Source organism: Rhodovulum sp. YNF3179 (genome assembly GCF_050586465.1).
Lineage (GTDB): Bacteria > Pseudomonadota > Alphaproteobacteria > Rhodobacterales > Rhodobacteraceae > CAJXYS01.
The window spans coordinates 324,867-350,536 of the sequence record NZ_JBOCEG010000005.1; the positions used below are offsets into that span (position 1 = coordinate 324,867).

Below are 25,670 nucleotides of genomic sequence, written 5' to 3' on the forward strand. Positions count from 1 at the left end.
TCTTCGCGTTCACGCTAAATATTTTTTAGGGTTTGGCCCCTTCTCGACATTTGATATCGTCGCCTACGGGTTTCTGGGCCGACGCTGCGCATGCGGACGCCCGTGACCCGGCCGATGATCGGCTGTTTGTTGAAGTGGTATGCGCCTCGGCACAGCTGCCTCCCGGGTTTCGGAGGGGCGCCGGGTGCCGTGACCGCCATGCGGAGAAGCGCGCAGGTCGGTGCCACATTGGCACAGGGCATGCCGTGCGGATCGCAGGCGGAGTGGGTGGTGTAAATGGCGTATCAAGTGTTGCGGTCCTACAAACTGGTCGGAGCGGAAGCGGATGGGCACCTGGGGCGCTCTGTCGCCGCGGTCGGCGCCGTGCCGGAGGGGACGAAGCCGGGGCTTCTGATCGGTGCCTCCGGGGCAGGCACGACAGGCACGACCTATCGAATCGACCTCGCGGATCTTGCAGCGCTCGACGCGGCGGACGGTGACGAGTTTGACGGGCTCATCCGCGAGTCCGACCTGCCGTCCATCACCTTAACGGCCACCTACAGCTTTGTCGGCCCCGATGCTGAATGGACCGGCTATCAGGCTGTCGGCATCGGCGATGTCGACGGGGACGGGTTCGACGAACTGCTGATCGCGGCATCGGAGAGTTCTCCCGACGCTGGTGCCGTCTACCTGGTCTCGAGCCGCGATCTCGAGGCGCTGGATACCCATGGTGGCGTGGCGCGCGACCAGGTGATCGATCTTGGGTCGGTCGCCGCCTATACGGAATCCGGTGACGGCCGCAGTTACCGGATCGTGACAAGCATCGCAGACACCAATGAGCTAGGGCAGTCGCTCTCGTATATCGGCGACTTTGACGATGACGGGCGGGCCGACCTGCTGATGACGTCGTGGCATCAGTACAACCGCGACGAAGGGGGCGAGCGCGTTGGTTATGGCGGCTCTGCCTACCTGATATCGGGGGCCGAACTCGAGGCACTGGACGAGGCCGGCAGCGCCGATGGAGCGACCCGCGACGGGGAGGTGGACCTGGCCGATATTGAAGGGTTTACCGGTAATTCCGTCCAGTTTCGGGATGTTCCCCAACACAACACGCCGGTCGAGGCGGTTTCGGGAACCGGCGATGTCGATGGCGATGGCCGGCCGGATATCCTGATCGGCGCGCAGTCTTACAACTCGGATTATCCGGGTCATGCCTTCCTGGTGACGGGCGCCGACCTGGAGGATCTCGACAATGTTTACGGGCCGGATGGCGTGCTCAGCCTTGCGCGGATGGATCAGCTGCCCGACGGCGCGACCTCTTATCATTTCATCGGCGCAGGCCCGGGCGATCAATCCGGTTATGACGTGTCGATCGTCGGCGACCTCGACAATGACGGCCGGGACGATCTGCTGATCGCGGCCTATGTCGGGGGCAAGGTTTACGTGGTCAGCGGCGCCGATCTCGAGGGCCTCGCCAATGCAGACCGCGAAATCAACCTCGCGGGCATTGCCACAGGCAGCGGATCTTTCGAAATCGACACAGCGGGAGAGGTTACGGTCACCGCCGTCACTGATATCGGGGATGTCGATGGCGACGGCCATGACGACATCGCCTTTGGCGGCATATTCGGGGCTGGCAGAACCTACGTGCTCGGCGGTGCCGATCTTGTGGCCGCCGATGATCTGGACAACAGCCGTGATGGAAAGATCGACGCGACGCTCATTCCCCAGCTTCAGGTCGCTGGTCACCTTGGCTACCTTTTCCAGGGCGCCAGCAGTAGCTACGCCGGAATCAGCGCGCCGGCCGGCGATCTTGACGGGGATGGCCGCGCTGACTTGCTGATCGGGGCCTATCGCGAAGACGTCGAAGATATCTCCGGCTACGATGCTGCCGGTGCCACTTACGCGATCATGGCGGCCGATTTCGCCGCGGCCGACGATGTCGGTGACGGCACCGGGCAGGACGGCATCATCGCCCTCGATGCTATCCACTATGACGGCATCGTGCAGGGCACGGCCGGGGACGACCAGATCGATACCGCCTACCTGGCTGACCCGGGGCTCGACCGGCTCGACCGGTTCGACGCGCTCGACAATTCGAACGACGACGAGATCGAGGCCGGCGACGGCGATGACACCATCGTGGCGAGCGCCGGCGACGACGACATCGACGGGGGCGCTGGGCACGACACCTACCGGGCCGCGGACGATGCGTTGATGGGCTACCGGCTCATCGGGGACAGGAGCACCGGCTATTCGCTCGCGCAGACGGGCGACATGAACGGCGACGGGCTGGACGACCTGCTCATCGGCGCGAGATGGGCCGGCGTTACGGACAGCGGTGCATTCCAGCAAGACGGCAGGACCTATCTGGTCACCGGCGCGGCGCTGGAGCAGGCAACGCCGGTGGCCGACACCGCCGGTGTCATCGACCTGGACACGATTGCCGGGGTCGAGGGTGCCTATACCTTCAAGGGGGCCACGCTGCAGGATCTGTCCGGGGCGGCCGTCGCGTCGCTTGGCGATCTCGACGGTGACGGGAACCGGGAACTGCTGATCGGGGCCCCTAACGCGGGCGCATTTAGCGCCGGCAAAGCCTATCTCGTCGCGTCAGGCTCTTTCGCCGCCGCCGACACCGACGGGGATGGCGTGATCGATCTGGGGGATGTCGCCGGGACGGGCCTGTCCTTTCAGTTCGATGCCAATTCCGGAAACATTCTGGGCAGGTCGATTGCCTCGGCAGGCGATGTCGACGGGGACGGGTTCGAGGACCTGATCGTGGGGGCCCCGATCGCGACGTACGACCCGACCCCCGGTTCGGCCTATCTCGTCACCGCCCAATACCTTCGCGACCACCATGATTCTGTCGGCGACGGCGTGATCGACCTGCCGGACGCCGCGGACGAAGCCGACATCTACCGGATAGAGGGCGCGGCTGACGCGTCCACCGGATGGGTAGTTGCACCGGCCGGCAATGTCGTGGGGGACGGGCGCGCCGACCTGATGATCTGGTCGCCAGGGAACGGTGATCAACTCGCTCCTGTCCATCTTCTCGGCGCGGAGGCGTTCGATGGCGTCGCGGCGGATGGCGTGATTGAACTGGACCCTATCGCCAGTCTTGCGAACTCCTACAGGTTCCAGGGCTTCGCCCATACTGTCAGTGACGCTCACCAGATACCGATGACCACGGGGGATGCCGATGGCGACGGGCAGACCGATCTGCTGATCGGTCCGCATCTGGTCAGCGGCGCGGACCTCGCGGGCCTGGACGCCGACGGCGATCAAGTGATCGCGCGGTCCGACATTGCCGGCAGCCAAGGGTCCTTCAGCCTGACTTTGGGATTCCCTTACCCTGACCTTGGGGTGAGCACCGCCTTCGTCGATGCGCTTGGGGACGACCGGCAGGAACTTCTGATCGGCTTCTCGGATGCCGCTGGCCTCCGCTCTTCCGGTACCGTCTACCTCGTCTCCCACGACGATCTGGTCGCTGCCGCGGATGCCGACAGGCAGGTCGATCTGACCACGATCCTCAGCCCCGGATCCTCCTACCGGTTCATTGGAGATGTGCTCGACCGGGTCGGCAACGCGGTGTCCTCGGTCGGCGACGTCGACGGCGACGGCCGCGAGGACCTGATCATCGGCGCGTCGCGGGCCGAATGGGAAGGGCACGACACCGAGGGCGAGGCCTATCTGATCCGGTCGTCCGATCTTGCCCATCTCGATGCGGCCGACGACATTGCCGACGGCACGATCGATCTTGACCATGTCGGAATGCTCGCCGAACAGACCCTGGACGTCACGATCTATGACGACGCGACGGGCACCGCCATCAAGGGCGGCACGGGGTATCCCGGGACCGATACGCTCACCAACGTCGAGCATTACGTCGCCGACAAGGGTGCCGGGCACGACCGCATCACCCTGAACAACACCGCGGCGCAGGTGTTGTTCGACCGCGATGTCGACGTTTCCGATCTTGATGGGGCCATCGGAACCTTCGACCCCGGCAACGGGGGCGCCGACATCGCCTTCGGCGGCGCCGGCGAGCCGACGCTGCCGGAGATCCTCGCCGGTATCCAGGCCGGCGACCCGGGTTACGCGGCGGGCGGCCGGTTCACCATCACCTCCGGCGACGAGTCGGGGCAGGTCGGCAATATCTCCTTCGAGAACTTCGAGACCATCGATTTCGGCATTGTCTGCTTCGCCGCGGGCACCCTGATCGACACCCCCGCCGGGCCGCGCCCGGTCGAGCAGATCGCCGCCGGTGACGCGGTGCTGACCCGCGACCGCGGCGCGCAGCCGGTGCGCTGGTCGGGGGCGCGGCGGGTGTCAGCCGCCGCGCAGATCGCCAACCCCAGGACACGGCCGATCCGCATCCGGGCCGGTGCGCTCGGCCCGGGGGTTCCCGCGCGGGATCTGCGCGTGTCGCGCCAGCACCGGATCCTGTTGGCCGATCCGGACACCGGAAACGAGGTACTGCTGGCCGCGATCAAGCTGGTCGGGCGCCCCGGGATCACGCGCGACGACAGCTGCACACCGGTGGCGTATCACCACCTGCTCTGCCCGCGCCACGAGATCCTGAGCGCGCATGGCGTCCCGGCCGAAAGCCTGCTGCTGGGCCCGCAGGCCCGCAAAATGCTGACCCCGGCACAATGGGCGCAGATCTCGCGGGACTGCGCCGATCTCGTGGCCCGCCCCGGCCCGGCGGCCCGGCCGATCGTCAGGCGTGCCGCGGCCGCGCTGACCGTTCCGCGGAGCACCGCGGCGAAGGCCGAAGGCCTTCGGCGTCGGACGCGGCACGAGAACCCGGCGCCCCATTTTGCCCGGCCGCCCGTATCGACCGCCGATGTTCCGGGGGCGCGCGAAACCGAAACCGCGCCCCCGCCATTCTAGTCCGGCCGTGTCCAGGAGTCCGGGCGCCGGCCCTCGCTCGCGGTCCGTATCGACTGCGCCGTGTTTTCCAGTGACACGAGAACGTCCGAGATCCGTTCCTGGAGCCGATCCTTTTCGGCCGCGTCGTCGCGTGTCTCCCGCGCGGTGGCGGCGATCTGGTCGCGCAGGGTCTCGAACTGCGACCGGATCAACTGGACGATTTCGTCCCGCCGGCCTTCGTTCTCGAGGATCATCCGGTTGATATCGACGAGGCTGGAAAGCTCGCGCCGGCGTTCTGAGGCCTGTTCGGACAACCTGGCGAGATGCTCGCCAAGGGCCTTGCTCCGCCCGATCAGCGCGGTGAGGCGACCCTCGTAGCGTTGCTGGCCTTTCACGAGAGCGTCTTGACGTTGGCCGGCACTCTCCATGGTGGACTGCAGATTGGCGAGGTCCTGCTGGATTTCGGCAAGTCGGGTCAGGGCGTCGAGTTTCTCGGAGATTGTTGCCAGAGAGGTCCCGGTCGCATGCAGCCCCGCCTGCATCCGTTCCGCCGAGTCGCGGACCATGGCGGCGCGGCTCTCCTCTGCTTTTGCGTTGGTCCGGTAGGCCTCCACGAGCGTTTTGTTCACGGATTTCTGATCGTCCACGGCATCGTGCAACGCGTGCAGCATGCGATTTCGCGCGACACTCTCCGACTGGAACCCCGTCAACAGCGCCTGGCTCGATTGTGCCTGCGACCGCATCGAGAGATCGAGCGCGGCAAGCTGGGACCGCGTCTGGTCGAGCGCCCCGGGCAGGTTACGGATGACGTTCAGCGTGTCCGGCAGAGCCTCGGCGCTTTTCACGAAGCGGTGCATCCCTTCGATGGCTTCCTGGTTGGACAGCGCCAGCCGGCGGACCGCCGCGTCCGTCTGGCCGACGAGATTGACCAGCTTGTCCATCCGGGTGCCGGCTTCCTGTTCGCGGGCGGCCACGAGGCTGATGAACTCGGCGATGGAGTCGCTGTCGAAGCTTTCCAGGGCCGGATCGAGGGCCTTTTCCCGCAGAACGTCCGTGAGGCTGCGGCGGGACAGTTCGAAGTAGCGTTCGGCCGCCCGGGCGAGGATCAGACCCATGATCCCCGTGGTCATGGAGCCGACCAGGCCGAACATGGACGAGCTGAATGCGGTGCCCATGGCGGACAGGGGTTCCTGGAGCGACAGGACCATGTCGTTGAAGGCCGCGTTCAGTTCCTCGGCGCTTTCCCGGCCCGTGCCGCCGCCCACCTGCTCGAGGATTTCCCCGGCCGAGACGAGTGTCCGCAGCAGGCCGATGAAGGTTCCCAGAAGCCCGAGGGAAACGAGCAACCCGGTCAGGTATTGCAGGAACACCAGCCTTTGGCGGAACCAGGCGCGGATAATGTCCATCTCTGCGCGCACCGTGTCCCGGATCACGCGGGTGCTGAGGGCCTGCGTCTCGCCCAGCATCTTGGACACCGCCATCGCGAGATGGGTTTCTTCCGGAAGTGCCTCCACCCGGAGGTCGCCGCTGTCGATCTGGCGCTTCAACATGCGCAGCGCGGCATATTCTTCATCGATGTGAAAGGCGCTGAGAACCCCGGCGACAACCCCGAAACCGAGCACCAGCAGGATCATGAAATTGATGAAAAAGTTGGCATTCAGCGCGAACAGGAAAAAGTCGAGGATGAAAAGGACGACAGCGGTCAGGAATCCGATCGGAAGAAGCGCGACCACCTTTACGGGGAGCCCGATTTCCGTCGGCCTGACCTCGTCGCCCGGCTTGCGCCGGGGCGATCCGCGTCCCTGTTTTGCGACCTCGTTCATCTTGACCTCCGGGTTACTCAACTGCTGTCCTGCAGGGCCGTGGAGAGACCCCTGACGACCGGCGAAGACAGGTACTGAAAGACGGTTCGCTCGCCGAGAACGATGTCGGCCGTCGCCACCATGCCCGGCACGAGCGGGCGGCCGAATTCGGCATAGCTTTCGCCGTCGACGCCGATGCGCAGGCGGAAGAAGCGGTTGCCGTTCTCGCGCGGCAGCGTGTCCGAGCTGACATCCGTCACCCGGCCTTCGAGCGTGCCGTAAACGGCATGGTTGTAGGCGCTGACCCGGATCTTTACCGGTAGGCCGGACGTGATTTCCGCGCGGTCGGCGGGGCGGACCCAGGCCTCGATGGTGGGGCGGTCGGTATCGGGCGTGATTTCCATGATCGGCTCGCCGGGGCGGACCACCCCGCCGATCGTCGAAACCTCGATCCGATTGACGGTCCCGTTGGTGGGCGACAGCACCGCGGTCCGCTGAAGCCGATCCCGCGCCGCGTTCATGTCCTGTTCGAGACGGGAGAGTTCGACGCGCACTTCGTCCAGCCGGAGAAGCGCGGACTCGCGGAATTCCGCAACCAGTTCGACGGCGTCGTTCTGTGCCTCCTCGATCTGGAGGCCGAGCTGCGGGGCACGGCTGTCGAGCTCTACGATCTGGGCGCGCACATCCTCGACCTGGCCCTCCGCCTGCAGCACCTGCAGCCGCGATCCGGCGGAGCGGCGCTCCATCCGCTGGTAAACCTCCAACTGCGCCTGCGCGTTCTCCAGCCGCCGTTCCAGCGCCAACCGGCGCGCCGCGTTCTCGTCAAGGGCCGCGCGCAACTGCGCAATCCTGTTGTCCATCCCGTCGAGCGAGAGACGGAGGGTATCCTGCCGGGCCGCGTAGATCTCGCGCTGCCGCGCGACGGTCTCCGGGGGCGAGGCGACCCCGGTCCAGTCCGGCCGGCGTTCCGCCACCTCGGCCATGAGGCGTTCGGCCTCTGCATAAAGCGAAGCGAGGCGCACCTCCCGCTCGCGGACGGTGGACTCGGCCTGGATGTCCGAGATCCGCAGCAGGGTCTGGCCCGCGCGAACCTCCTCGCCCTCACGCACGAGTATCTCTGAAACGACGCCGCCCTCGAGGTGCTGCACGATCTGCACGAATTCCGACGGAACGACGCGCCCCTGGGCCCGCACCACGCGGTCGACCTTCGCCGTCAGGCTCCAGAACAGGATCAGCAGAAGAACCAGGGTGATGATCGTCACGACCGCCCTCGGCAGGAGATACCATTCCTGCCGACCGAGCCGGGGACCGTTCCTGTCCGCCCTTCTCGCGCGCGATGCCATGACCTAGCCCCCCGAGCCTGCGGCGGCCTGCGACGGGAACAGCTCAAGCACCAGGCGGCCCTTGCGCAAGGGGCTTTGTGCGTCATGCACCCGAACCGAGATGCGCGCGCTGCCGATATCGTTATCGAGCAGGTAGTTGCGGACATCCATGGCGCGGAAGAACGCGCTCTGACGCTCCATCGTCAGGTAACTGACCGCGGGATAGGCGTGAATCTCCACGACAGGGGGGGTATCGGCCTCGAAGATGGGCCCAAGCAGTTCGCCCAGGGTCGCCCGGGCATCTTCGTCCAGCAGGATCGACTCCGCCGGGTAGTCGATCACGATCCGGACAAGATCGCGATCCCCGGCCGCGACCGCGTTCTCGCCCTCGCCTTCGGCCTCGGGGACGCGCGCCTCGATCTCGATTCCTCCCCCCGTCGGGGCGAAGCCGCTGGGCTCGCCCGCAGCCTCGGGCGCAGCGATCTCGTCGGTCTCTTCACGCTCTGCGTTTTCCGGGTCGGTGGCACGTTCATCGGCTTCGCCATCACCGGGCCGGGCCGCGTCCGTCTGTCCGGATCGAGCCTCCGCATTCGAACCCGCCGCGGCGTCCGCGGGTCGTGCCCCCGGAGGCACTTGATCGGGGGCCGCTTCCTCGGCGCGGGCCTCGGCGGGGCTTTCCGTCTCCGGCGCCCCTTCATCCGCCTGTTCCGGGGCCTCGGCCGCCGCCGGCGCCCCGCTCTCCGCGACGGTCGCCGCGTCGTCTGCCGGGGCGGCATCCTGCGCCGCGGGGGCTTCGGGGACGTCGGCCTCGGCAACCTGCTCTTGCGGACGCATGGGATCGGCGTCCTCGGCGCGGGTTTCGCCGGGGCTTTCCGTCCCCGGCGCCCCTTCATCCGCCTGTTCCGGGGCCTTGACCACCGGCGGCGCCCCGCTCTCCGCGACGGTCGCCGCGTCGTCTGCCGGGGCGGCATCCTGCGCCGCGGGACCTTCGGGGGCGTCGGCTTCAGCAACCTGCTCTTGCGGGCGTGTTGCCTCGTCGGGGGTCTGGCCGGCCATGGTCATGTCCGGGGCGCCGTCGGCTTGTGCATCTGCACCGACGGGTGCCGGGTCTGCTGGCCGGGCGTCGTCACGCGCGGCCGCCGCCCCGGTCGCGGTCGCCGGGTCGCCCGGCGGGCTTGGCCGGGCCTCTGCCTCTGCGGGATCAATCGGTGCCTCTTCGGGCGTGTCGGCCGCTTCTTGAGGCATCTCCGCCTGGTCGTCGGCGCCCGCACGCTCCTGCGGGGTTTCGGCCGGCGCACGCGCGGCGTCGAGGCGGGCGCGAAGCTCCGCGTTTTCGGCCTCGAGCGTCTGCAACCGCGCGAACAATTCGCCAACCTCCTGCCGCGCGGAGGAGGACAGGTAGGCGTCGGGGGCGGGAGCCCGGGGCGCGTCCGACCCAGGGGGGGAATCTTCCCCCGTGGGCGCGACACTGAAATCCTGCAGGATGCTCTCGACCGTCTCGGACACCCGGTCCGCCAGCATGCCCTCGACCGAGACGCGGGTCTTTACGACCGAGTAGAGGGACAGGGACATCGCCAGGATCAGGATGATGAAGACCATGCCGAGCAGCATGTTGCTCAGCGCATCGACGTAGCCGGGCCAATAGCCCTCGATCCGGTCGTCGTCGTCCAAGGCGCCACCACTCATTTGCCGTCAGCCCGTTTGGCGGTGTCGAATTCCGCCAGGAGATCACCAAGCAGATGCTTGGCCTGAAGCAGCGTCACGGCCTCGGTGACGGCGAGATTCGTCATCTCGACCCTGGCCTCGTAAAGCGTCTGGTAAGCTTCGAGGACCTCCAGCGTGTTCGGATCGGTCGTGAGGAACTGTTCTTCGAATGCCGCGACAACCGCCTCGCTGGCACGCAGCCGCGCAACGGTCGCGCCGTATTGTTCGTGGATGGACCCGAGGAGCGCGTAGACGTTGCGCAAGTTCCGGCTGAGCTGCCGCCGCGCCTGCGTGAGACGCAGTTCGTATTCCTCGTTTCGCGCCGCGTTGAGCCGGCGTTCGGAGTCGAGCTGGCCGTTGCGAAACAGGGTCATGTTGAAATTCAGGCCGACCTCCGTCTGGTCCTGGGTGCCGCCGGTCGCCGACAGCCCGTCCTCTATGGTGTGGGACAGTTCCAGGTTCACGACGGGATGCCGTTTCAACTCGGTCCGCCGTTCCTCGAGAAGCGCCCGGTCCAGCTGAATGCGGCTGAGCGCGATTTCGTTGTTCGCCTCCATCGCGTGCTCGAACGCCGCCGTGATGCTGGCCGGCAACCGATTGCCGAGCGTCGCGGGCACGCGCAGCGTGTCGGGGATGAACCCGGTCTTGCGCGTGAATTCCGAGATGTTCTCGGTCAGTCCCGCCCGGATATCGGAGATGGAGGCACGCACCGTCTCTATCCGCGCGCGCACCCGCTCGCGATTGGCCGGGCTTGCCCCGCCGGCATCGACGCGCTCTCCCACGATCGCGAGGAGCGCGTCGAGCTCCTCCTCGTGGCCTTCGGCGAAGCGGACGATCAGCGCACTTTGCACCACCGAGAGATAGGCCGTCGCGATGTCGAGCGCGGTCAGCGACCGGATGTTTCGCCGCGAGATTTCCGCGGTCTCCACGTCGTTCTCGCGGAGCTCTACGTCATGCAGCAGGGACAGGTTGAAAAGCGGCTGGCGCAGCGCGACGCTGAGCTCCGATGCCTCCGCGCCGGGTGAAAGGCCGGACAGCCCGTCGGACGACCGCACGGCCGTTGATCCCTCGAGCGTGATCTGCGGACCCATCGCCTGGCGCGCCGCATCGGCCCGCGCACGTTCCTGGTTCAGCTGCACCTCGCCGATGCGCGCTTCGGGGACGCTGTTCAGGGCCCGCGCGATGACGCCCGAAAGGCTCATGGCGCCATCGATCGCCTCCACCCCGATGAGGAGCTCGGGTTTCGGAACGGGGATCGCGGCGGGCGTCCCCATGACGCGGCCCAGCTCGGCAAGCTTCAGGGTGGCGGACTGCACCCGAAGCTGCGCATCGCCGGGCAGCGGGCGCGGCATGTCCTGTTCCGGCGTCCTGCCCCCGGTTCCGATAAGCCGATCACCGGCGCATCCTGCAGCCATGACACTGACCAGGAGGAGGGACACGGCAAGTCGCAGCCGCTGGCGGGCAGTCCGTTCACGGCCTGCCCGCGTCAGCGGTCCGGTTATCGGGCGTGCATATCCTACACGTTCCAAGCCCACTCCTGCTCGTCTCCGCCCGCGGTGTTCATCAGGCCGATTTTCGTCTGCTGTCCTGCCCATCCATGGCCAGCAGGTCGTTGGGGCTGCCTGCGGCTGCAAGTTTTCCGTCATTCACGTAGATCAGGCGGTCCGCGACCCGGATCAGCTCCGGATCATGGGTGGCCACCACGAGGGTGCGCTGTCCCTTCAGTTTGCCGAGCAGCCCGATCACGCGGGCACGCGCATCCGAGTCGAGACCGGTCAGCGGTTCGTCGAGCACCAGGGCATCGTCGCTTTGCAGCAGGGCGGTGGCCAGGGCCAGCAACTGCCGCTGCCCCCCCGACAAGCCGCCCCCGAAGGTGGTGACGCGCGTCTCCAGGGACAGCGCCCCGGTATCCAGCGACCGGTCGAGCCCGATCTCGCGCAGCAACGCCAGCCGCTCGGCCGCGCCCTGGCCGGTTCCGTTTTCCTCGAGGATCGCGTCGACCGTCATGGTCAGGAACTGCGGCTCCTGAGGCTTGAAGCCCACTGCCGCGGCGAGCCATTGCGTCCGCTCGGGCGTTATCTCGACCCCGCCGGCCACCAGCGTGCCGGTCGTGGGTGCGATCCGCCCGGCGAGCAGCCGCAGCAGCGTTGACTTGCCCGATCCCGTCCGCCCCACCACGGCGACGAATTCCTTGGGCCGGACCCGGAGCGACACGTCATCGATCAGCGCCCGTTCGCGGGCAGACCTGCGATAGGTGACATGGGACAGGGCGAATTCGGGCGAGGGCAGGCGCGTCTTCCGTGCCTTGCGGAGCCGCTTGCGCTGCGCCTTGGGATCGCCCAGCGTCACCAGGTCGCCCAGCTCGTGCAGCGCCCGCACGAAATCCCCGTAGCGCCCGACGAGCGCCGCCACCGACCCGAACAGCAGGACCGTGCGGCTTACCAGCATGGTGCAGGCGATCAGCGCCCCGACCGTCATCAGCTGCGATTCGACCCGGTAGGCCCCGACGACCAGCGTGGACGCCGTCGCCAGCACGGCGAAGCCGGGCATGAGCGACTGGATGACGCCGGACCAGCTTCGGGCGCGGGCGGCGTCCGCGGCGCCGGCCTCGGAATGGGTCAGGAACCGGCCGAGGCTGTTGATCTGCGCCCGTGGCCGCTTCATCGTCTCGAGCGCGCCGAGAACCTCGACGATCAGCGAGGCCTTTTCGCTGGAATTGCGAATCTGCGCCTGGTGCGCGCGGCGTGCGCGCCATTGCGACAGGACCGAGATCACCAGCAGCGCCACGCCGAACCCGGCCGCGACATAGGCGATCGGCCCGCCGATCACGAAGAGAAAGCCGAGAAACAGAAGGATGAACGGCAGGTCCGAGATCGGCAACAGATAGGCCGCGGACAGGAAATCGCGCGCGCTCATCACCTCGCGGTATTTCGCCATGGCAAGCCCCGGGGGTGGCGCCGACATGGGCGAGGCCGCCAGCAAGCCGGTAAAGATGCGCTCGTCCAGCGCCCGGTCCCAGCGTGCGCCCACATGTTCCACCACGAGGACACGGGACTGGCGCAGCAGGAAATCGAGCACCATCAGCACCGCGACCCCGATCGCCAGCGCCCAGAGCGACGAGAACGCGGCATTCCCGATGATCTTGTCGTAGACGATGATGGTGAAGATCGGCAGCGCCAGCGTCAGGCAGTTGATGATCAGCCCGGCGAGGAGCAAGACCCCGATCTGGCGATTATTGGCACGCCAGACATTGCGCCAGGCGCGCCAGCTCTGGCGCACGGCATCGCGCCCGCGGAAGTCCGTGGGCGGGGAACCGGTCTCGTGTTGGGGCGATGCTGAACTCAAGCGGCACTCACATTACACTTTGCCAGGGAAAGACCGCCCCCTAGGCCGCGGTTACGATATGCACCTCGGCAAGCACTGTCGAGGGGACGGACACGTCCGTGTACTGGTAAAGGTTACCCTCTTCCCCTTTCGCATTCGTTTCCGACGTGGTCGACTCGTCAAAACTCGTCGGATCGTCGGTCACCGTGAAGGTGTCGCCGCTATCCAGCCGGATGCTGATGGGCTCGGCGCCGCCGGTCGCCCCGGACGTCAGGGCGGCGAGATCGTCCAGACTGACCTGCACCGTGTCGCCCGCCGTATCGTTCCTCAGGTCCAGAATGTCGAAGTTCACGGCCCGCGCATCGCCGCCGCCATCGCGGAAATCGCCCAGGTCGAAGGTGCCCGACATGTCCTCGACCACCACCTCGTCGGCATCGCCGTCGGCCCCGCCATCCACGGCACCCGCCGCGAGATTGCCGACCTGGCTGGCGAGAATGTGCAGGTAGTCCGCCCCGGCCCCGCCATCGAGCGTATCTGCCCCGCCCCGTCCCTCGATCACGTTGGCGCCGCCATCCCCGGTCAGCGTATCGTCATGGGCCGAGCCGATGACGTTCTCGAAATTGGAGAGCGTATCGTTGCCATCCGCCCCGCTGGCGGTTCCGGCCGCCAGGTCCACGGTCACCGCGCCGGTGGCATTCTCGTAGGACACGGTGTCGATGCCGCCTTCGCCATCCAGCGTGTCGGCCCCGAAGCCGCCCTCGATCACGTTGGCGCCGCTGTTTCCCGACAGCGTGTCGCCCGTCGACCCGCCGACCAGGTTCTCGATGCTGGTCAAGGTGTCGGCGTTGCCGAAGCCGTCATTGACGGCGGTGGCGTCGCCATTGTCGTCGAGATCGATCTCGACGGCCTGCAGGCCGTTGACGAAGCTGGCCGTGTCGGTGTCGTCGCCGCCATCCAGCGTATCGAGTCCGGCGCCGCTGATCAGCACGTCGTCGCCCGCGCCGCCAAGCAACGTCAGCGACGGTGTCGGGCCCGATCCGGAATCGCTGCCGGCGAAGAGATCGCTTTCGCCCGCGTAAGGATGGTCAGCATCCAGCGTGCCGCCCCATTTCCAGGCAACGAACCCTTCGAGCAGATGGCGGTCCGAGTCCGAAAGCGGTGCGTCGAAGATCATCAGGTCCTTGAGCCTGGCGTTTTCACCGTGGTCGTAGACCCGGGCCTGCCCGACATAGCCGCCGAAATCCAGGGTGTTCGCCACGATGATCGTACTCTCTTCGCCCCAGGTCGCATCGTATGCATCGTCCTGGTTCCAGTTCACCAGTTCCCCGTTGTGATACATTGCGCCCGGATTCACGTTACGCCATTCATCGCTCGTATGGCCGTTCCGGACCGACCAGCCCTTGTATGCGTGGGACATGTCCGCGAGCAGGGTCGCGCCGTCCTGGACATCCTCGGTCACGCTGACAAGCGCGCCGACACCGGCGTCGGCAAGGTCATTGATCTGGGCCCAGTCGTCGGCGAACTTGACCATGTAACGCGCACTTTCGCTGTCCCATTCAATATTGGGCTTCTTGTGCGACGCGTCGTGCCCCCGGATGTTGTAGCCGTTCCCGGTCTTGTCCCGCCACGTCGCGACGCGTTGGTTAACTAACAAGCCGGCCTCGTTGCCGCCCTCCTCTACCCAGTCGCCATCGATGTCGCTGCCGTCCAGCCATGCCATCAGGCTCGAAATGGACAACGGCGTCCAGACAGCCTGCGGCGCCGCGCCGATCACGTCGTCGCCCGCACCGCCTTCGAGCTGGCCGTCGGTGTCCCCCGCGCGCAGCGTATCGTCATGGGCCGAGCCGATGACGTTCTGGAAATTCGAGAACGTATCGTTGCCAGCCGCCCCGCTGGCCGTTCCGGCCCCCAGGTCCACGGTCACACCCCCGCTGGCACTGGCGTAGGACACGGTGTCGTTGCCGCCCTCGCCATCCAGCGTGTCGTCGCCGCCGCCGCCCTCGATCACGTTGTCGGCGCTGTTGCCGGTCAGCGTATCCGGTGCGCTGCCGCCGACCAGGTTCTCGATGCTGGTCAACACATCGCCGTTGCCATAGCCGTCATTGCCCGTCGTCGCGTCGCCGTTATCGTCGAGATCCACCACCACGCCCTGCTCCGCCGTGACGAAGCTGGCCGTGTCGTTGCCGTCCCCGCCGGCAAGCGTATCGGCCCCGCCGCCGCTGATCAGCACGTCGTCGCCGGCACCGCCGTCGAGCGTCAGGACCCCGCTGTCGGCCGTGCCGGCAAAGAGGCTCGTGTCTTCGGCATAGGGATGTTCGTCCGGCAGGGCGATGTCCCATTTCCAGGCCAGGTAACCTTCCAGCAGCTGCCGGTCGGATTCGCCGAGGGCGCCGTCGAAGATCATGACATCCATGAACCGGCCGTTGGTGCTCCATCCGCCTAGAAACAATTGGGTTCCTTTCTCGTCCCAGTCGAGCCAGGCCGAAGAGGTCGTGACGAGACTGTTTCCCGCGCCATAGGTGGCGTCATAGACATCGTTCGGGGTCGCCCAGTCGACCGACTCTCCGTTGAGGAAAAAATCCGGATCCGCACCCGGCATGATGCCGTTGGGCGTGGTATCGCCGTTTTCCGATATCCAGCCTTGGCGAGTGGAGTGCCGGTACAACAGCGTGCCGTCCAGGTTCCTTGTCACACTGGCGAGAGAGCCACTCCCAATGTTCGGTTCCTGGACGAACCCCGCCAAGGCGGTGGCGAACCGCGCGTGATCAGGGTTGGTCCCGGAAGCGTCTATCAGCCAGGGCCTTCGATGCGCTGAAAGGCCAGACGGGTCGAGGTCATGGCCATTGCCGCTCTTGTCGACCCAGTAGTTGATGAGGTGATTGCCATAATATGCGTTGGGTTGGACACCGTCCTCCGACGTTCCTTCGGAGGTCCAGTCGCCGTCGATGTCATTGCCGTCAAACCACACGGCCAGGTTTGAAATCGCCAGCGGCGTCCAGACGGCCTGCGGCGCCGCGCCGATCACGTCGTTGCCGGCACCGCCCGTGATCTCGTCCGTGCCCCCGCCCGAGATCAGGCGGTTGTCCTGGTCGTCGCCGGTCAGGGTGTCGTCATGGACAGATCCGATCACGTTCTCGACGCCGGTCAGCGTGTCGTCCCCGGCCGCGCCGCTGGCAGTGCCGGCGTCGAGATCCACGGTGACCGCGCCCGTCGCACCGGAATAATCCGCCGTGTCGGTCCCGGCACCTCCGTCCAGCGTGTCGTTGCCTGCGCCGCCGGTCAGCGTGTCGTCGCCATCGCCACCCTCCAGCGTGTCGGTCCCCGCGCTGCCCAGGAGCACGTCGTCGTCAAGCCCGCCGCGGAGCGTGTCGCCCCCGTCGCCGCCGGTCAGCGTGTCGTCGCCGGCGCCGCCCGCGAGGGTGTTGGCCTGGCTGTTGCCGGTCAGCGCGTCGTCGCCACTGCCGCCGGTAAGGTTCTCGATCCCGGAGAGATCGTCACTCCCGCCGAGGCCGTCACTCACCCCGGTCGCATCGCCGCTGTCGTCGAGGGTGATGTTCAGGTCACCGGCGCTTGCGCCGTAATCCGCCGTGTCGATGCCGTCGCCGCCGGTCAGCGTGTCGTCTCCGGCGCCGCCGGTCAGCACGTCGTCGCCAAGCCCGCCCAGGAGCGTGTCGTTCCCGCCCCCGCCCGTCAGTGCATCGCCCCCCGCGCCGCCGGTGAGCCGGTTGGCCGCGGCGTCGCCGGTCAGGTGGTCGTCATGGTCCGAGCCGGTCACGTTCTCGATGTCTCTCAGCGTGTCGTCGCCCTCGGTGGCAGAGATGGTCTGGGCATTCGTGTCCGAGAGGTCGACCGTGACCGCGTCGCCTGCGCCTGAATAATCCGCCGTGTCGATCCCGTCGCCACCGTCGAGCGTGTCATCCCCGGCCCCGCCGGTCAGGGTATCTTCGCCGGCGCCGCCCTCGAGCGTGTTGTCCCCGGCGTCGCCGGTCAGGGTGTCGTCGCCGCTTCCGCCGATGACGTTCTCGATGCCGGTCAGCGTGTCGGCGCCCTCGGTGGCAGAGATGGTCTGGGCGGTCGTGTCCGAGAGGTCGACCGTGACCGTATCCGTCGCGGCCGAATAATCCGCCGTGTCGATGCCGTCACCGCCGGTCAGCGTGTCGTCCCCGGCGCCGCCCAGGAGCGTGTCGTCGCCGGCGCCACCCGTCAGCACATCATCCCCGGCCCCGCCGGTCAGCCTGTCGTCGCCAAGCCCGCCGAGGAGCGTGTCGTTCCCGGCGCCACCTGCCAGCGTATCGGCGCCCGCGCCACCGGTGAGGCGGTTGGCCCCGGCATCCCCGGTCAGGGCGTCGTCATGGTCCGAGCCGATGACGTTCTCGATGCCGGTCAGCGTGTCGGCGCCCTCGGCGGCAGAGATGGTCTGGGCATTCGTGTCCGAGAGGTCGACCGTGACCGCGCCCGTCGCACCGGAATAATCCGCCGTGTCGGTTCCGTCGCCGCCCTCGAGCGTGTCATCCCCGGCGCCGCCGGTCAGCGTGTCGTCGCCGGCGCCGCCCAGGAGCGCATCGTTCCCGCCCGCGCCCGAGAGCGTGTCATCCCCCGCGCCGCCGGTGAGGCGGTTGGCCTTGTCATCGCCGGTCAGGTGGTCGTCGCCGCTGCCGCCGATGACGTTCTCGATGCCGGTCAGCGTGTCGGCGCCCTCGGTGCCAGAGATGGCCTGGGCGTTCGTGTCCGAGAGGTCGACCGTGACAGCGCCCGTCGCACCGGAATAATCCGCCGTGTCGGTTCCATCGCCGCCTTCGAGCGTATCATCCCCGCCTCCGCCGGTCAGCGTATCGGCCCCGGCGCCGCCGGTGAGGCGGTTGGCCTCGGCGTCCCCGGTCAGGTCGTCGTCGCCGCTGCCGCCGATGACGTTCTCGATGCCGGTCAGCGTGTCCGCGCCCTCGGCGGCAGAGATGGACTGGGCGGTCGTGTCCGAGAGGTCGACCGTGACCGTATCCATCGCGGCCGAATAATCCGCCGTGTCGTCCCCGTCACCGCCCTCGAGCGTGTCGTCCCCGGCTCCGCCGCTCAGCCTGTCGTCGCCGGCGCCGCCCAGGAGCGCATCGTTCCCGCCCGCGCCCGAGAGCGTGTCATCCCCCGCGCCGCCGGTGAGCCGGTTGGCCCCGGCGTCGCCGGTCAGGTGGTCGTCATGGTCAGAGCCGGTCAGGTTCTCGATGTCTCTCAGACGGTCAGCGCCGGCGGTCACCCACCCATCGGGATCCGTGCTTGAAAGGTCGATCGTCAGCCCCGTTGCGCTGGCGGCGTAGCGAACGTCGTCGATCCCGTCACCCCCATCGAGATGGTCGGCCCCGGCTCTGGCGATGAACGTGTCGGCCCCGGCACCGCCGGTGAGCCGGTTGGCCCCGGCATCGCCGGTCAGGATGTCGTCATGGTCCGAGCCGGTCACGTTCTCGATCCCGATCAGCGTATCGTCGCCGGCCGCGCCGCTGGCCGCGCCGGCGTCGAGATCCACCGCCACCGGGCCTGCGGCACCCGCGTAATCCGCCGTGTCGATGCCGTCGCCGCCGTCGAGCGTGTCGTCGCCGGCGCCGCCCGTCAGCCTGTCGTCGCCGCCGCGGCCCTCGAGGGTGTTGTCTTCATCGTTCCCGGTGAGCGTGTCGTCGCCGCTGCCCGCGACGACGTTCTCGATGCCGCTCAGCGTGTCGGCGCCGGCCGCGCCGCTGGCAGTGCCGGCGCCAAGATCTACCGTGACCGCGCCCGTCTCGCCGGCGTAATCCGCCGTGTCGATCCCGTCGCCACCCTCGAGCGTGTCGTCCCCCGCGCCGCCCGTCAGCCTGTCGGCCCCCGCGCCACCGGTGAGCCGGTTGGCCCCGGCATCGCCGGTCAGGGTGTCGTCATGGTCCGAGCCGGTCACGTTCTCGATGCCGATGAGCGTGTCGTCGCCCTCGGTGGCAGAGATGGCCTGAGCGGTCGTGTCCGAGAGATCCACCGTGACCGCGTCGCCTGCGCCTGAATAATCCGCCGTGTCGATGCCGTCGCCACCGTCGAGCGTGTCGTCCCCACCGCCGCCCGAGAGCCTGTCGGCCCCCGCGCCGCCGGTGAGCCGGTTGGCCCCGGCATCGCCGGCCAGGGTGTCGTCGCCGCTGCCGCCGATGACGTACTCGATGCCGATGAGCGTGTCGGCGCCCTCGGTGCCAGAGATGGCCTGGGCATTCGTGTCCGAGAGGTCGACCGTGACCGCGCCCGTCGCAGCGGAATAATCCGCCGTGTCGATGCCGTCGCCGCCCTCGAGCGTGTCGTTCCCGCCCCCGCCCGAGAGCGTATCGGCCCCCGCGCCGCCGGTGAGCCGGTTGGTCCCGGCGTCCCCGGTCAGGGTGTCGTCATGGTCCGATCCGGTCACGTTCTCGATACCGATCAGCGTGTCGGCGCCGGCCGCGCCGCTGGCCGCGCCGCTCGAGAGATCCACGGTGACCGCGCCCGTCGCAGCGGAATAATCCGCCGTGTCGATGCCGCCGCCGCCCGTCAGCGCGTCGTCCCCGGCCCCGCCGGTCAGCCTGTCGTCGCCAAGCCCGCCGAGGAGCGCATCGTCCCCGCCCCCGCCCGAAAGCGTGTCGGACCCCGCGCCGCCGGTCAGCCGGTTGGCCCCGGCGTCGCCGGTCAGGGCGTCGTCATGGTCCGAGCCGCTCACGTTCTCGATGTCGATCAGCGTGTCGTCACCCTCGGCGTCAGAGATGGTCTGGGCCCCGGACCGCGAGAGATCCACCGTGACCGCGCCCGTCGCACCGGCGTAATCCGCCGTGTCGGTCCCGTCACCGCCGTCGAGCGTGTCGTCGCCGGCGCCGCCCGTCAGCCTGTCGTCGCCGCCGCGGCCCTCGAGGGTGTTGTCTTCATCGTTCCCGGTGAGCGTGTCGTCGCCGCTGCCCGCGACGACGTTCTCGATGCCGCTCAGCGTGTCGGCGCCGGCCGCGCCGCTGGCAGTGCCGGCGCCAAGATCTACCGTGACCGCGCCCGTCTCGCCGGCGTAATCCGCCGTGTCGATCCCGTCGCCACCCTCGAGCGTGTCGTCCCCCGCGCCGCCCGTCAGCCTGTCGGCCCCCGCGCCACCGGTGAGCCGGTTGGCCCCGGCGTCGCCGGTCAGGGTGTCGTCATGGTTCGAGCCGGTCACGTTCTCGATGCCTTTCAGACGATCCGTTCCGCCCTGGCCATCCGCCACGACGACCCAGCCTTCGGGATCGACATTCGTCAGGTCCACAACGAGGCTCGAGCCGCTGTCCGACAGGTCCACGGTGTCGGATCCGGCGCCGCCCTCGAGCGTGTCGTCCCCGGCGCCCCCGCTCAGCGTGTCGCCGCCGTCGCCGCCGGCCAGAGAATCGGCGCCCGCGCCGCCGTCCAGAATGTCGGCGCCCGCGCCGCCCTCGAGAAAATCATCACCGGTGCCACCGACGAGCTCGTCGTCGCCGTCGTCCCCGAAAAGCCGGTCATCGCCGGCGCCACCGTCGAGCCTGTCGTCCCCCGCGGCGCCATACAGCCGGTTGATCTGCGCGTTGCCGGTCAACTCGTCGTTGCCCGTGCCGCCGACGAGGTTTTCGAAGCCGAAAAGCTGATCGGTGCCGCCGAGCCCATCCTGCACGCCGACCGCGTCGCCGTTTTCGTCAAGCGAAACGAACACGGCCCCGGTGCTCGTCGCGAAATCGGCCGTGTCCGTCCCGGCGCCACCCGTCAGCCTGTCGTCGCCGCCGCCGCCGCGCAGGGTGTTGTCCTTGGCATTGGCCGTCAGAACGTCGTCGCCGGCGCCGCCGTAGAGCGACTCGATGCTCAGCAGCTGGTCGATGCCCCCGAGGCCGTCGGCCACGCCGGCCGCGTTCCCGTCGCTGTCGAGCGTGATGGAAAGCGGCCCGACCGCGGTGCCGAAGTCGGCGGTATCGTGACCGCCGCGACCGTCGATCAGGTTGTCCTCGGCGTTGCCGCCAAGCAGATCGTCCCCGCTGCCGCCGATCAGGTTCTCGAAGCCGGCAATCTGGTCGGTCCCGCCAAGACCGTCCTGCACGTCCGCGGCATCCCCGTTTTCGTCGAGGCGAATCACCACGCTGCCCGTGCTGGTCGAGTAATCCAGCGTGTCCGATCCCGCGCCGCCGACCAGGGTGTCGTCGCCGCCACCGGCTGCGAAGCGGTTGTCGAACTGGTTACCGAACAGGTCGTCGTCGCCCGCACCGGTCACGACGTTTTCGATACCCTGGAGCTGACCGCCGGCGAATGTCTGGTCGGGGCCTCCGACCGACTCGCCACCGAACCCGAGCCGCAGGGCGATATCGGTCCCGAACTGCGAGATATCGATGGTGTCGGACCCGCCGCCACCGTCGACCGTGTCCTGCAGCGTCCCGGGGTAGAACATGTCATCGCCGGTCCCGCCGGTGAACCTGTCGATACGGCCGCTCCCATGGACGGTAATGCCGTCCGCGCTGTCCGCGTTGGTCACCGTGACGCCGGCACGGCCGCCGGCCGCACGCAGATCGATGTCATGGCCATTGGCCAGGACGGTCACGTCCCCGGACAGGATGTCGCCGGGGCCGGCGGCCCAATCGGCACGCATTTCGATCGTCGCACTGGCGCGCGGCAAGACACGGACCGTGTCCGGGCCATCGCCGAAATCGGTGATCTGGTCCTGCCCGGAAGAAACGAGAAAGCTGTCCGCGCCCCCGCCACCGGTCAGGACGTCATCATAGAGACCGCCGTCGAGAACGTCGTCGCCGGCGCCACCCTCCAGCGTGTCGGCCCCGTCGCCGCCATCCAGGCGATCGGCCCCGGCACCACCCCAGAGCGTGTCGGACCCATCCCCCCCGGACAGCCAGTCCTGGCCCGCGCCCCCGCGCAGGGTGTCGTCGCCGGCCTGTCCATGCAGGGCGTCGTCGCCATCGCCCCCGTCGATGTCGTCGGCGCCCGCCCCCGCGAAGACCGCGTCGTCGCGCGGATCACCGAACACGTTCACGCGCCCGGTGATGACGTCGTCTCCGCCGGTGCCGTCGGTCCGTTCCATGCCGGGGGCAACGCCCCCGAAAATGACATACCCGGCACCGGAGTCGGCGCCGCCTTCATCCGCGCCCGGCGCCCCGATCAGCATGTCGGAGAACCCGTCGGCGTTCACGTCCCCGAGCAGCGCCACGCTGGCACCAAGCTCGTCGCCGGGGGCATCGCCCTGGACGATGAGCCCCCGCTCCGGCGTCAAGGCCCGCAGATCGAGACTGCCGCCCGAAACGTCCTGCCTGTGGCCGCCATAGACGAGGTAGGCGATACCCGCGGAGGTTCCGCCGTCATCGGCCAGCGGCGCCCCGAGAAGCAGGTCGTCATAGCCGTCCCGGTTCACGTCCGCGCCGCCGGCGACCGCGCGCCCGGCGACATCCCCGGCCGAAACCCCGATCAGCTTGAAACCGTCCGTCGGCGCCAGGTTCGCGAGATCCAGGTCTCCAAGGCCGGCCGCCTTGCCGTAGACAAGATAGGCCGCGCCCGCATCGGCGGCCACGGTGTCGTCCCCGTGGGCCCCGATGAGCAGGTCGTCGATTCCGTCGCCGTCGAAATCGCCGGCATTGGCAAGGCTGTAGCCGATAGTGTCGCCAGCGGCGCCTCCGGACAGGACGAGGCCCTCGCTTGCCGAAAGATCGGAAAGGTCGCGCGTGCCGGCCCCTTTCAGACCGGGATCTCCGAACACGACGAAGGCGGCGCCCCCGCCGGTCCCCGGCGCACCGACGAGGATGTCCGCGAGGCCGTCGCCGTTGAAATCACCCGCGCCGGTCAGCGCGATGGCGCCGTCCGCGCCGGCAGACGTGCCGCCGAGGCTTAGCGCATGTTCCGGAGACAGGCTCGCCAGGTCGAGCGGGCCGGACAGCGAATCCTGCCCGAACACGACATACGCCTCTCCGGCCCCGCCATTGCGGCCGGGCGCCCCGATGAACAGATCGCTCAGCCCGTCTCCGTCGACGTCGCCGGTGCCGCCGACATCCCGGCCCGCGGCGTCGCCGGCAGCGACACCGCGGATCTCGATGCCCTGGCCAGGCGCGAGGCTGCCGAGGTCGATCGCAGCGGGTCCGCCCGACGTCCCGAAGATCAGGTATGCCGCGCCGGCCCCGTCCTTTCCCGGTGCGCCGAGCACGAAATCTTCCTGCGCGTCGTTGTTGACGTCCCCTGCCGCGGCGATGCTCCACCCTGCCAGGTCATCGCTGCCGGCCCCCCGAATGACGACGCCGTCCGACCCGCCGAGACCCGTCAGGTCCAGCACGCGGCGACCGTCGCCATCCAGGACACCGACGGGGCCGGTCTGCCCGTAGACGAGATAGGCCGCGCCGGCATCCGTGCCGGAGCCGTCTCCTTGCGGTGCGCCGATGGCGATATCGGCCCGGCCGTCGCCGTTGATGTCGCCGACTCCGGCGCCGCTCCAGCCAGCGTGGTCGCCGCCCGTGTCGCCGATGATGACGAAGCCATCCGCCGGGTCGAGCGATCCTGCGTGAAGGCGCGCATTCGCGATCCGGAACTGACCGGTGGCGCCGGACGCGCCGTCTTCGCCGCCATCGGCCAGCAGCACGTCGAACGACACGCTCTGCCCGTCATGCCGCAGGGCGACCCGGCCATCGGCAAGCTCTTGCGCGGTGAAGTTCCGCGACGCCTGCGCAACGCCATCGATCAGCACCTGTGTTCCCGGGGCAGGCCCGAGGAAGAAACTGACCCCGGTCGCATCATCGTCCGGATCCGTGAAGAACAGGTCCTCGGGCGTCAGGGTATAGGTGCCTTCATAGTTCACATGGGCGACGAGATCGCCCAGGAACGCCGGGGCGTCGTTGATCGGCGTCACGTTGAAGGTAAGGTCGTAGCTTTCGCGCGACGCGACGCCGCCCTGGTCCACCACCCGGAACTCGAACCCGGCATACTCCGCGCCGTTCTCGTTTTCAGCCGGGCGATAGGTCAGCAGCCCCTCGGCGAGCTCGTTGCGCCCATCGGTCAGGTCAAGCTCGACCGGGCCGGTCAGGGGCTCGCCGTCAAGCGCGAGCGTGCCGCGTTCCGGCAGGGTCTCGATCCGCAGGGCGGACAGGCGGTCCAGCCCCGAGTCGCTGAAATTGAAATCGTCCTGCGAGAAGGTAAAGGTCGTATCCTCGTCCATCGTGACGACACGGTCTTCGCTTTCCGGGGGATCGTTGACGAAGACGGTATAAGTGGTCTCGCTGAAGAGGGGGTCTTCGGCGTTGTCACGGACGCTGAAGCGGATCCGCGCGTTTTCCTCTCCGGTCCTATGGAAGACGAGGTTCGGGATTTCACCCACCGGGATCACGGCGCCTTCCGACACGGCGTCGCCGCCGAGACGCAGCACACCGCCGCCGATGACCGCATCGATCCGGATCGCCCCGAGATCCTGGCCATCGGTCGCGATGTCGACGTCATCGAAGGCGAAATCCGAACGCGAGAAGGTGTAACTGGTGCCGACGGGCACGTTGATCAGCCCGTCCCCGCTGGTGGGGGCGTCGTTGACGGGGACCAGGTCGACCACGCCGACCGTCGAGATTTCCGCCCAGTCGCCCTCGGAGCCGCGGACGTGGAACGTGAAGACCGAGTAATCCTGCCCGTTGTCGTTCTCCGCCTCCTGTCTGAAGGACAGGCGGCCTTCGGCGATCTCTTCGGCCGAAACCTCCAGCCCCTTGGTGGCGGGGGTTCCGCCCATGAACAGCGTGCCGCGGGGCGGAAGCGTCACGATCCTGATGGCAGATACGCCGGCGCCCAGATCGAAATCCTCGACCGCGAAGGTGTAGTCGGAGTCCTCCGTCGCGGCGAAGCGGCGGACGCCACCGCCCTCCCCGGCGCTTTCGGTGTCCTGGTCGGTGCTGTCCTCCTCGGGCTCTTCTGCCGCGATGTCCTGGCGCATCCTGCTGTCGTCGGTGCTGGCCTGCGCCGCCTGGCTGTCGGCATCGCGCCCCTCTTCGGCGACGCCGAGCTGCGCCAGGTCCGGCCGGCTTTCCTGCGCCTCCGCGACGGGCTGCGCGGCATCGATGACCGAAACGGACTGCGCGCGTGAAACGACCACCGCGTCTTCGGGCATTTGCGGCGACGTCGGTTCAGGCTGACCGGAGGGTGTGGACTCTGCCTGATCCGACGATACCCTGTCGCCGGTGCCGTCTTCGTCTTCCTCTTCTTCCATGGCGGCGGCCGGGACGTTCGTGTCTCCGCCGAGCTGGTCGTCCGGCTCCTCCCCCTCGACCGTTGCCAGGGATGCCGAGATCTCGGACCCGTCGGCGGGCTGGGGAAAGGGCAGCCTGAGGCCGTTGTCGAGCGTGACACGCTCGACGGAGGAGAACATCCATTCGCCGGCTTCGACCGACGCGCCGTCAGAGAAGGACACCATCGGGCGGGTATCGGACACGGCCATGAGCGCGAGGTCGCGGACGAAGATCTGCGCGCCACCGTCGAGAGAAAACACCACGTCGGTGCCAACGACGTCGATGCGCACGATGTCGTTAAGGCTGAAATCCAGATCTAGGGAGCTGTCGACAACTTCACGTACTTGCAAGCCAGTCACCGTTTACCCACAAGGCAAGCCCCTCACCCAAACTCCTGGCTTGCCCGGTTACCCTTACTGAAGGGCGATTTCGCAAGATCACCCGAAAAACTACATGATCCGTGTAGGGGAGGC

At 68.1% G+C, this 25,670-nt stretch carries 7 protein-coding genes; 1 reads left to right on the plus strand and 6 read right to left on the minus strand.

Annotated elements, in window-relative coordinates; all coding sequences use genetic code 11:
* The first annotated feature begins 276 nt into the window (after positions 1-276).
* Complete coding sequence (locus ACQ5SP_RS11375; protein WP_430938489.1) at positions 277-4,872, plus strand: Hint domain-containing protein; 4,596 nt, start codon at positions 277-279, stop codon at positions 4,870-4,872.
* On the opposite strand, the gene ACQ5SP_RS11380 is transcribed toward ACQ5SP_RS11375, so the two are convergent.
* From ACQ5SP_RS11380 to ACQ5SP_RS11405, 6 genes are all read right to left on the minus strand, one after another.
* The gene (locus ACQ5SP_RS11380) at positions 4,869-6,674 is read right to left on the minus strand and encodes a hypothetical protein (RefSeq protein WP_430938490.1); all 1,806 of its coding nucleotides are present in this window, start codon (positions 6,672-6,674) and stop codon (positions 4,869-4,871) included. The genes ACQ5SP_RS11375 and ACQ5SP_RS11380 overlap by 4 nt on opposite strands.
* 17 nt (positions 6,675-6,691) lie before the next feature.
* Positions 6,692-7,915 carry an HlyD family type I secretion periplasmic adaptor subunit gene (locus ACQ5SP_RS11385; RefSeq protein ID WP_430938491.1) on the minus strand — a complete coding sequence of 408 codons (1,224 nt, stop codon included), beginning with the start codon at positions 7,913-7,915 and terminating at the stop codon, positions 6,692-6,694.
* Between the two features lie 84 nt (positions 7,916-7,999).
* Positions 8,000-9,646 (minus strand): hypothetical protein, encoded by a 1,647-nt coding sequence (locus ACQ5SP_RS11390; RefSeq protein ID WP_430938492.1) that lies wholly within the window; start codon positions 9,644-9,646, stop codon positions 8,000-8,002.
* 11 nt (positions 9,647-9,657) lie between these two features.
* Entirely contained in the window at positions 9,658-11,031 is a 1,374-nt protein-coding gene (locus ACQ5SP_RS11395) for a TolC family protein (protein WP_430938493.1), read from the minus strand.
* A gap of 211 nt (positions 11,032-11,242) precedes the next feature.
* Positions 11,243-12,958: an ATP-binding cassette domain-containing protein gene (locus ACQ5SP_RS11400; RefSeq protein WP_430938494.1), complete on the minus strand. Its 1,716-nt coding sequence runs from the start codon at positions 12,956-12,958 to the stop codon at positions 11,243-11,245.
* 106 nt (positions 12,959-13,064) lie between these two features.
* Entirely contained in the window at positions 13,065-25,487 is a 12,423-nt protein-coding gene (locus tag ACQ5SP_RS11405; RefSeq protein ID WP_430938495.1) for a hypothetical protein, read from the minus strand.
* Positions 25,488-25,670: the final 183 nt, after the last annotated feature.